This is a genomic window from Arthrobacter sp. 10T413_2 (genome assembly GCF_056394205.1).
The window spans coordinates 18,715-29,015 of the sequence record NZ_JBFTHK010000046.1 but is presented as its reverse complement, the minus strand read 5'-3'; the positions used below and the strand labels follow the sequence as shown (position 1 = coordinate 29,015).

The window sequence follows — 10,301 nt, the reverse complement described above, 5'->3', positions numbered from 1 at the left end:
GCCTTCGACGAGGCATGGCGGCTCCAACGCGACTTCTTCTGGACCGAAGACATGGCCGGCCAGGACTGGGAATCCATCCACGCCCGCTACCGTCCCGTGGTGGAGCGTCTCGGCTCGCACGATGACCTCGTGGACCTGCTGTGGGAGCTGCACGGCGAACTGGGCACGTCCCACGCCTACGTCCGCCCGATGGCTGTCGCCGAGAACGGCAGCAGCCCCCAGGGCCGGCTCGGTGCGGACCTTGAGTTCACCGGCGAGGGCTGGGAAATCACCCGCATTCTGGCGGGGGAGTCCTCGGACCCGCTCGCTACTTMTCCGCTGACCCGGCCCGGCGCCKACGTCAAGCCCGGCGACGTCTTGCTGGCGATCGACGGCGTCGCACTCACCGAATCGCTGACCCCGGCCATGCAGCTCGTCGGCGCGGCCGGCCGCGCCGTCGAACTCACCCTGCGCAACGGTGCCGGCCACGGCGAAGCCGCGGGCGCCCAGCGCCGCGTGGCCGTGGTCCCGGTCAAGGACGAGGAACGCCTGCGGTACCAGGAATGGGTCGCCGGCAACCGGCGGACCGTCCGCGAAGCCTCGAACGGAACGTTCGGCTACCTCCACATCCCGGACATGATGGCCAACGGCTGGGCCCAGCTGCATCGCGACCTCGACACCGAAACCGCCCTGGACGGGCTGATCGTCGATGTCCGCCGCAACCGCGGCGGCCACACCTCCCAGCTCGTGGCCGAACTCATTGGACGCAAGGTCACCGGCTGGAGCATGCCGCGCGGGGAGAAACCGCGGACCTACCCGCACCACGCACCGCGCGGACCGGTCATCATCCTTACGGACGAGTTCGCCGGATCCGACGGCGACATCATTACCCAGGTCTCTAAGCTGCGGGGGATCGGACCCGTCATCGGCACCCGCACGTGGGGCGGCGTCGTCGGAATCGACAACCGCTTCGCGCTGGCCGACGGCACGGGCGTGACCCAGCCGCGCTACGCCACCTGGTTCGCCGGCGGCGTCGGCTGGGGCGTGGAGAACTTCGGCGTCACCCCGGACATCGAGGTGACCTTCCCGCCGCACGCCTACGCCGCCGGCACTGACCCGCAGCTGGAATACGGCATTGGGGCGTTGAAGGAAATGATCCAGGAACTGCCCACGGACCGTCCCCCGCTGCGCGAGGGCTACCGCCGTGTCCGGCCCGCCCCGTTGCCTGCACGCCGGCAGGCCGGCCAGGCTTAGGCAGCCCCGCGGGTCCGCCCTTCCGCGGGGAACCTGCCGCGAAACCCCTCGCGAAAAGGCCCAAAGCAAAGGCCCCCGCCGCCCTGGAAAATCCAGGGAGGCGGGGGCCTTCGCTTGCTGCGTGAAGTACTAGGAGGCCAGGGTCGCATCCAGCGTGATCTTGATGCCGGTGAGGGCGGCCGAGACGGGGCAGCCCACCTTGGCTTCCTCAGCGATGCGCTGGAATTCGTCCTCCGTGATGCCCGGGATCCGCGCGCTCACGGTCAGGTGGCTGTCCGTGATGCCGGTGCCGGGCACGAAGGTGACATCGGCCTTGGTGTTGACTTGCTCGGGCGTGTGGCCGGCCTGGGCCACCGCGAGGCTGAATGCCATGGAGAAGCAGGCCGAGTGGGCCGCGGCGATGAGCTCTTCGGGGCTGGTCTTGCCCTCGGAGGCCTCGGCGCGCGCCTTCCAGGTGACATCGAAGTTACCCAGTCCTGAACTGTCMAGCGTCGTGTTGCCGGCGCCCGTCATCAGGTCGCCATTCCATACAGTGTGCGCGGTGCGTGTTGCTGCCATGTCCACTCCTCAAGATCGTTGTCATCCCACAGATCCGGCGATCCGCCGGATCATCCGTGTCCATCCTAGGGATTCGGCGCCGCCTGCGCACGGGGGTTCCGCTGTCAGTGGATTATGACCGGGTATGGCGGGGACTGCTTAACGACGGCGGCGCCGCACCCCGGTCTGGGGTGCGGCGCCKTCGCTGTCGTCGACGTCGGAGAATGTTAGTTCCAAAGGGTGGCGACGGCGATGTTGATCAGTGCCATGCCGCCGACGGCGTGCGCCAGACCCTTGGGGACCTCAGCCCCGGAAGCAGCCTTCCGGTACCCGATGATGGCGGCCACCAGAACAACGATGGCGATCACCAATTTGACGGTGATCTTGAAGTAGTTGACCGGTTCGTGGGTGGCCCCCAGGATCCCCACGAGCGCCAGCCCCGTGACCAGCTGGGCAATAGCGCCGTAAAGCTGCACCGGCAGGACGGTGGGCTTCTTGAAAGTGGCGAACCAGCCGCCGACGATCGCGGCGGCGCCCAAGACGTGCAGGAAGATCAGAATGTATTTAAGAATGTCCATGGCACCAGCTTAGCGACAATCTGTCGGCAAACGAGGGAGGGCACCTTCCCTTATGGAAGGTGCCCCCGGTTCACCGTGTTTCAGGCGGGCTGGTGCTCTTTAGAGGCCCAGGTCCGCTTCGAACGCGCCTTCTTCGAGGCGTGCCTTCAGCGTCTGCAGGAAGCGTCCTGCATCCGCGCCGTCCACCAGGCGGTGATCGTACGTCAGGGAGAGGTACATCATGGAGCGGATGGCCAGCGAGTCATCGCCGTTCTCGTCCGAGACCACCACGGCGCGCTTGACGATCGCGCCGGTGCCCAGGATGGCGACCTGCGGCTGGTTGATGATCGGGGTGTCGAAGAGGGCGCCCACGGAACCGATGTTGGTGATGCTGAAGGTTCCGCCGGAGAGCTCGTCCGGGCCGATCTTGCCGTTGCGGGTGCGGTCCGCGACGTCGGCGATCTTGCCGGCCAGGCCGGCGAGGTTCAGGTTGCCGGCATCGGCGATGACCGGAACCAGCAGGCCCTTGTCGGTGTCCACCGCAATCGCCAGGTGTTCGGCGTTGTGGTAGGTGATCTCCTGCTTGTCCTCGTCGTAGGAGGCGTTGATCTTCGGGTGCTGCTTCAGGGCCTCGGCAACAGCCTTGGCGATGAAGGGCAGGAAGGTCAGCTTGGAGCCGTTCTGGGCCTGGAAGGAGTTCTTGGCCTTGGCGCGCAGCTTGGCCACCTTGGTCATGTCAACCTCGTGGACCTGAGTCAGCTGGGTCGAGATGTCCAGGKACTCGCGCATGCGGCGGGCGATGACCTGGCGGATGCGCGGGGCCTTCTGCACTGTGCCGCGCAGCGAAGACACTGCGGCGGCGGGAGCGGCAGACGGGGCTGCGGAAGTAGCTCCCGCTGCGGCGGGGGCTGCCGGTGCGGCCTTCGCCTCGGCAGCGGCCAGCACATCCTGCTTGCGGATGCGGCCGCCGACGCCGGTGCCGGTCAGGGACGCGATGTCGACACCCTGCTGGTTGGCCAGCTTGCGGACGAGGGGAGTGACGTAGCCGKACTCTGCCGGCGCGGMAGCTTCTGCCTTAGCCGGAKCGGCGGGAGCTGCGGCGGCGGGCGCCGCGGCCGGTGCGGGAGCGGCTGCCGGAGCCGGAGCGGCCGGTGCGGGAGCCGKGGCTGCTGCGGGAGCGGGAGCTGCTGCGGGAGCCGGGGCGGCGGGGGCTGCTGCGCCGGAACCGATGACGGCCAGGACGGAGCCGACCTCGGCGGTTTCGTCCTCGTTGACGCGGATTTCCAGGAGGGTTCCGGCGACGGGGGACGGGATTTCGGTGTCAACCTTGTCGGTGGAAACTTCGAGCAGCGGCTCGTCGACCTCCACGGTGTCGCCGACGCTCTTGAGCCAGCGGGTGACAGTGCCTTCGGTKACGCTCTCGCCCAGGGCCGGAAGCGTGACGTCGTGTCCTTCGCCGGCGGGAGCAGAACCCGGGGCGGCGGCGGGAGCGGCAGGCGCCTCAGCGGAGGGTGCCTCGGCCTCKGGGGCCGGAGCCTCCGCGGCCGACGGGGATGCTGCCGGGGCCTCTTCGGTGGGGGCCGCGGCCGGAGCTTCTGCGGCGGCCGGGGCGGCGTCGCCGGAGCCGATGCGGACCAGCGGGGCGCCGACTTCTGCAGTCTCGTCTTCGGCGACGAGGATTTCCTCGATCACGCCCGCGATCGGAGAGGGGATTTCGGTGTCTACTTTGTCGGTGGAAACCTCGAGCAGCGGCTCGTCCACCTCTACCCGGTCACCGACCTGCTTGAGCCAGCGGGTGACGGTTCCTTCGGTGACGCTCTCACCGAGGGCGGGCAAGTTAACGGATTCAGACATGTCGTCCCCGTTCTCCTTATTGATCTTTAGTGCGGATGATTGCTGCCTTGTTCGAGCTTAGTGCACCCGGCTTTTTGGGCCGGGCGCACTAAGCGCGGAGTTCTTGCGGTGGTGCAGGCGCAGATGCCTAGCCGTGGAGKGGTTTGCCCGCCAGCGCCAGGTGCGCCTCGCCCAGGGATTCGTTCTGGGTCGGGTGGGCGTGGACCAGCTGGGCCACGTCCTCGGGGTAGGCTTCCCAGTTTACGATCAGCTGGGCCTCGCCGATCTGCTCGCCCATGCGGGAGCCGATCATGTGGACGCCGACGACGGGGCCGTCCTTCTGGCGGACCAGCTTCACGATGCCGCTGGTGCCCAGGATGGAGCTCTTGCCGTTGCCGGCGAGGTTGTATTCCTGGGTTTCGACCTGGTCGTCACCGAACTTGGCCTTGGCGGCTGCCTCGGTGTAGCCGACCGTCGCGATTTCGGGCTCGGCGTAGGTGACCTTGGGGATGTTGACGTCTTCGACGACCACCGGCTTCAGGCCGGCGATTTCTTCGGCGACGAAGATGCCCTGCTGGTAGCCGCGGTGGGCCAGCTGGACGCCCGGGACGATGTCGCCGACGGCGTAGATGTTGCCGACACCGGTGTGCAGGCGCTCGTTGGTGATGACGAAGCCGCGGTCGATGGTGACGCMGGCCTCTTCGTAGCCGAGGTTGGCCGTGACGGGGCCGCGGCCGACGGCCACGAGCAGGAGATCGGCCTCGAAGGTCTTGCCGTCGACGAGGGTGACCTTGACGCCGTCGGCGTTCTGCTCCACGCCCTGGAAGAACACGCCGGTGGAGAACTTGATGCCGCGCTTCTTGAAGGCGCGCTCAAAGTTCTTGACGATGGCGGCGTCCTCGTTCGGGACGAGGGAGGGCAAGCCTTCGACGATGGTGACGTCGACGCCGAAGGACTTCCAGACGGAAGCGAACTCGACGCCGATGACGCCGCCGCCCAGGATGATCGCGCTCTGGGGGATGTAGTCCATGGTGAGGGCTTCATCGGAGGTGATGACCTTGCCGCCGATTTCCAGGCCCGGCAGGGTKCGGGAGTAGKACCCGGTGGCGAGGACGATGTTCTTGCCCTTGTACGCGGTGCCGTTCACGACGATGGTGTCGGCGCCCTGGAGCTTGCCCTCACCCTCGATGACGGTGATGCCCTTCTTGGACTTGATCAGTCCCTGCAGGCCCTTGAACTTGCCGGCAATGATGCCGTCCTTGTAGGCGTTGACGGCCGTGATGTCGATGCTGTCGAGGGTCACGTTCACGCCGTACTTTGACGAGTCGCGGGCGTGGTCCGCCAGCTCCGCGGAGTGCAGGAGCGCCTTGGTCGGGATGCAGCCGTTGTGCAGGCAGGTGCCGCCGAGTTTGGCCTTTTCGATGAGGCCTACGGTGAGGCCAAGCTGGACKGCACGCAGAGCGGTGGCGTAGCCGCCGCTGCCGCCGCCGAGTACCAGGATGTCGAATTCTTGCGCAGTTGCCTGATCGGCCACTAAAACGCTCCCTCGCGTGAACGATGACGCGAGAGTACGCATCATCTGGTCTTGAAACTTGCCTGCCGTGATTATGCCAGCAGGCCCGTTCCCTTTCATTTGTGACTACTTCTTGGGGTCTATCGTCGTTCACCTTAGCGAACCACTTATACATGCTCCACCTTGTCGCGGTKTTTGTGGAGCGCTTGTGTCCAGTGTCACGCGGCTTTGTGGCCGAKGCATCAGGGCCCCGGCCACAAAGCGGCCTGGTGCGGACCGCTGTGCTGTTAGGCGGTGGTGTTACGCGKAAGCCCTCAGCAGGTCTTCGACGTACGCCACCAGCGTGCGGACGGTGCAGCCGGTGCCCTGCTTGTGGTTGTAACCGTAGGGGCTGCCGTTATTGAACGACGGTCCGGCGATGTCGATGTGGGCCCACGGGATCTGTTCGCCGTCCTTGCCGTTGCCGACGAATTCGCGCAGGAACACGGCTGCGGTCATMATGCCGCCGTGGCGTTCGCCGATGTTGGCGATGTCCGCGACCTGCGAGTCGAGGCTGGGGCGCAGTTCTTCGGGCAGGGGCATGGGCCAGACGAGCTCGCCGGCACGGTCCGCGGCGGCCTTGATGGCGCCGGTGACGGAATCGGAGCCCATGACGCCGGCGGTGCGGTCACCCAGGGCGATCAGCTGCGCGCCGGTAAGGGTGGCGACGTCGATGATCGCGTCCGGGAATTCCTGGCTCGCGGCCACGATGCCGTCGGCCATGACCAGGCGGCCTTCGGCGTCGGTGTTCAGGACCTCCACGGTCTTGCCGCCGAAGATCGTCAGGACGTCGGCGGGACGCTGGGCAGCGCCGGAGGGCATGTTCTCYGCAATGCACAGCCAGGCGGTCGCCTTGACCGGCAGGCCGAGGCCTGCGATGGCCAKCACGGTGTTAAGGACGACGGCGGCGCCGGCCATGTCGCTCTTCATGTCACCCATGCCGAGGGCCGGCTTGATGGAGATGCCGCCGGTGTCAAAGGTGATGCCCTTGCCCACGAGGGCGATCTTGGCCGTGGCCTTGGCCGGGGCGTACTCGACCTTGACCAGGCGCGGCTGGCGGGTGGAGCCCTTGCCGACGCCGAGGATGCCGCCGAAGCCCTCCTTCTCGAGGMGCTTCTCGTCCCAGACGGTCACCTTGACGGGCAGGCCCTTGGACAGCTCCTTTGTGGCGTCGGCGAAGGACTCGGGGTAAAGGTGGCTGGGCGGCTGGTTGACCAGCGTGCGGGTCGCGTTCACGGCCGTACCGATCAGGGACGCCCGGTCCAGGACCGGCTGCAGMGCCTTGTCCGCGGCGAGATCGGTCAGGATGGCGACGTTCTTCACCGGATCMTTGAGCCCGTTCTGGGAGGACCGGAACTCCGTGTAGGAGTAGGCGCCCATTGCGGCGCCCTCGGCGACGGCGGCGACCTCGGCGAGCGTCGTCGTCGGAAGTGCCAGGGTGACGGTGGTGACGCCGGCCAGCTGACKGACCGCCGAGCCGGCGGCGCGGCGCAGCGCCTCCTCGGTGAGCGGCTGCTTCGCTGAAGCCTTATTCGCGTGCAGCTTGCCGACGCCCGCGAGCAGCAGAATGGTGGCCCCCGCCTCGGGCAGGCCGGGCAGGCGGTGGGCCTGGTCGGCCGCGCCGGTGATGCCAAGAACGCTCAGTGATTCCGCCAGGGCCTCAGCGGCCTTGGCCGTCAGCGGATTGTCGAGCAATACCGGGCCGTCCGGACCCTGCCCGACGCCGATGACGAGGGCATCGCTGGGGGACTTCTTTAGATCCCCGGCGACTGCACTAAGTTTGACTTCACTATTCTTGACCACGAGGACAGTCCTCAATTCTCTGTGATGGTTCTCGGTGATTTTCGGCAGGAACTGCATGTTCGGCGCCCTGCCGCGGATCCCGGKCCGCCGTCGTTCTGGGACGCAACCCGGTGTCTGCAAGCAAGCCCTAGGGCCAGTTCCGATCGTAGTCTCTCAGGAGTCCGGAAATTCAATCGAATGAGAGCTGGAGCACACCCGGGGCAGGAATTAGCCCGGACGCCGGGGCGTTGTACTGTTAGCGGCGCTGCCGTGCGGTGAGTGCCCTGTGGACTGGCCGTMGGGTTCTGCACGATTCTGCGGGTTCTGCCTGATCGTCCGGAATCTGCGTGGCTGTCCGGACGACGGACCGCGACCCGCAACTCCTGCCGCCGCCATCGTGAAAGGAACACGCCGTGATTGAACGGATTTCCGGCTCTCTGCTGGACCCCCAATCGCTCTACGTCCGTGATGACGCGCTGTTCTCCAGCCCCGAACTGCACGGACTCAACCTCGTCATGGGGTTCACCGGCTTCGCTGATGCCGGCCACGTGGTCCGGCAGATCACCGCCGAGCTGTTGGACACGCTCGATTCCGAGATGATCGCCGAGTTCGACGCCGACCAGCTGATCGACTACCGCTCCCGGCGTCCGCAAGTTAGCTTCGTCGAGGACCACCTGCAGGATTACCAGGCCCCGAGCCTGGCGCTCTACCGCCTGGTCGACGGGCTGGGCAGCCCCTTCCTGTTCCTTGCCGGGTTCGAGCCGGACCTGCAATGGGAGCGCTTCGCACGCGCCGTCGTCGGCATCGTCGAGGAACTCGACGTCAACCTCGTCGCCTGGATCCATTCGATCCCGATGCCCGTGCCCCACACCAGGCCGGTMGGTGTGACCGTGCACGGCAACCGGCCGGAACTGATCGAGGGAATCTCCGTGTGGAAGCCCACCGTGGAGGTTCCTGCCGCCGTGGGCCACATCCTGGAGCTGCGTCTGACGGAGGCCGGCCGGAACATCGCCGGCTATGTCATCCATGTGCCGCATTACCTGGCCGAAGCCGAATACCCCACGGCCGCCGTTGCCGGACTCGAGTACCTGGGCGCGGCCACGTCCCTCATGTTGCCGACGGACCGTCTGCGCGAGGCCGGACGCGAGGTGGGCCGGCAGATCGCCGAGCAGATTGAGGCGTCCGAAGAGGTCCAGCAGGTGGTCTCCCGGCTGGAGTCCCGGTATGACGAAAAGGCCGAGGGAACCGTCCGGCGGTCGCTGCTGGCCGACGAGAACGACCAAATCCCCAACGCCGATGCCCTGGGGGCCGCCGTCGAGGCGTACTTGGCCCGTAAAGAACCCGGCGAATAAATACTATTTATCAACAAGCCGGGCATAATAGGGKAGTGACCTCCCCCCGCGCCTGGCTGATTTGGATCATCGGGATCTTTGCGTATCTCGTGGCGGTCAGCCAGCGCACCTCGTTCGGGGTCGTCGGCCTGGAGGCCACGGAACGCTTCCATGCCAGCGCGGCCGAAATCTCCTTCTTCACTGTGCTGCAGCTCCTGGTCTACGCCGCGCTGCAGATTCCGGTGGGCATCCTCGTGGACCGGTACGGCTCCCGGGCCATGCTGGCAGGCGGCGGCATCCTGATGGGGCTCGGTCAGCTGCAGCTGGCGTTTGCCGACAACATCCCCGGCGGTGTTCTGGGACGTGTCCTGGTGGGTGCCGGCGATGCCATGACGTTCATCTCCGTCATCCGGCTTATTCCGCTCTGGTTTGCGCCGGGACGCGTGCCGCTGCTGACGCAGCTGACGGGCATGTCCGGACAGCTGGGCCAGCTGTTCAGCGTGGTGCCGTTCGCCATGATCCTGCACTCCGCGGGGTGGACGCCTGCCTTCCTGACGCTCGCCGGGATGTCCGGCATCGCCGTCGTGCTGGTCCTGCTGTTGCTTCAGGACCTCCCGCCCGGGCACCCCGCGCCGGCGCCGTCCCAAGGCCTGCGCGCCACCGGAATTTCGCTGGGGCACGCCTGGCGGCAGCCCGGGACCCGGCTGGGGCTGTGGAGCCACTTCACCGTCCAGTTCAGCGGCACGGTGTTTGCCATGACGTGGGGCTACCCCTTCCTGATTTCCGCCCAGGGCCTGGACCGGGGAACCGTCTCCGGCCTCATGTCCCTCTACGTGGCCGCCGCCATTGCCGCCGGCCCCCTCATGGGCAGGTTCGTGGCCCGTCATCCGCTGCGCCGTTCCACCATGGTGCTCCTGATCTCCGGCTGCACCGCCGCCGCCTGGGCGGCCGTCCTGCTGCTGCCGGGACGATCTCCGCTCTGGCTCCTGGGTGTCCTTGTGGTKACGCTGGCCGTAGGCGGGCCCGGTTCGATGATCGGCTTCGACTTCGCCCGGACCTTCAACCCGGCGCACCGGCTCGGGACTGCCACCGGAATCGTCAACGTGGGCGGCTTCATCGCGGCCCTGGTGTCCATCTACCTCATTGGGCTGGTCCTCGACGTCCTTTACGCCAGCGGCTTCTCCCGGGGCGAGCTCTACGGCCTGGATCCCTTCCGCGTCGCCCTCAGCGTGCAGTTCCTGCTGCTGGCCGGGGGGGCCTGCGCCATCATCGTTACCCGGCGGAAGGTACGGCGCCAGATGGCGGCCCAAGGGGTCACGGTTCCGCCGCTGTTGAAGTCCCTGGCCAAGCAGCGCAGGCTCGTCGCGGAGCGCCGCCGCAMGCCCTGAGCAGCGGTTTGGTGTGTTGGCTGCCCGGAGCAACKGCCTGAAGTTATCCACATAGCGCAGGACAGGGCTCCCGCCGCGATCCGGYCGT

The 10,301-nt window shown here is 67.1% G+C and carries 8 protein-coding genes; 3 read left to right on the top strand and 5 right to left on the bottom strand.

All coding sequences use genetic code 11. The features are described 5' to 3' along the window. On the top strand, positions 1–1,233 hold a 1,233-nt coding region (locus tag AC1DBQ_RS09900; RefSeq protein ID WP_476928333.1), incomplete at its 5' end, for a S41 family peptidase. Between the two features lie 129 nt (positions 1,234–1,362). Here the strand turns inward: AC1DBQ_RS09900 and AC1DBQ_RS09895 are convergent. The 5 genes from AC1DBQ_RS09895 to AC1DBQ_RS09875 form a co-directional block, all read right to left on the bottom strand. Beyond that, on the bottom strand, positions 1,363–1,791 hold the full coding sequence (locus AC1DBQ_RS09895; RefSeq protein ID WP_116768210.1) for an OsmC family protein: 429 nt from the start codon (positions 1,789–1,791) through the stop codon (positions 1,363–1,365). Positions 1,792–1,997: 206 nt separating this feature from the next. Next, positions 1,998–2,348 (bottom strand): hypothetical protein, encoded by a 351-nt coding sequence (locus AC1DBQ_RS09890; RefSeq protein ID WP_091256485.1) that lies wholly within the window; start codon positions 2,346–2,348, stop codon positions 1,998–2,000. A gap of 99 nt (positions 2,349–2,447) precedes the next feature. After that, positions 2,448–4,181, bottom strand: a complete 1,734-nt coding sequence (gene sucB / locus AC1DBQ_RS09885) for a 2-oxoglutarate dehydrogenase, E2 component, dihydrolipoamide succinyltransferase (RefSeq protein ID WP_476928332.1) — start codon at positions 4,179–4,181, stop codon at positions 2,448–2,450. Positions 4,182–4,308: 127 nt separating this feature from the next. Then, positions 4,309–5,694 carry a dihydrolipoyl dehydrogenase gene (lpdA, locus tag AC1DBQ_RS09880; RefSeq protein WP_476928331.1) on the bottom strand — a complete coding sequence of 462 codons (1,386 nt, stop codon included), beginning with the start codon at positions 5,692–5,694 and terminating at the stop codon, positions 4,309–4,311. A gap of 279 nt (positions 5,695–5,973) precedes the next feature. Beyond that, positions 5,974–7,515 (bottom strand): leucyl aminopeptidase, encoded by a 1,542-nt coding sequence (locus tag AC1DBQ_RS09875; RefSeq protein ID WP_476928330.1) that lies wholly within the window; start codon positions 7,513–7,515, stop codon positions 5,974–5,976. A 392-nt stretch (positions 7,516–7,907) separates the two neighbouring features. Here AC1DBQ_RS09875 and AC1DBQ_RS09870 point away from each other — a divergent pair, with 392 nt between their 5' ends. Beyond that, the gene (locus AC1DBQ_RS09870) at positions 7,908–8,846 is read left to right on the top strand and encodes a proteasome assembly chaperone family protein (protein ID WP_476928329.1); all 939 of its coding nucleotides are present in this window, start codon (positions 7,908–7,910) and stop codon (positions 8,844–8,846) included. A gap of 35 nt (positions 8,847–8,881) precedes the next feature. After that, complete coding sequence (locus tag AC1DBQ_RS09865) at positions 8,882–10,213, top strand: MFS transporter (RefSeq protein ID WP_476928328.1); 1,332 nt, start codon at positions 8,882–8,884, stop codon at positions 10,211–10,213. Positions 10,214–10,301 lie beyond the last annotated feature (88 nt).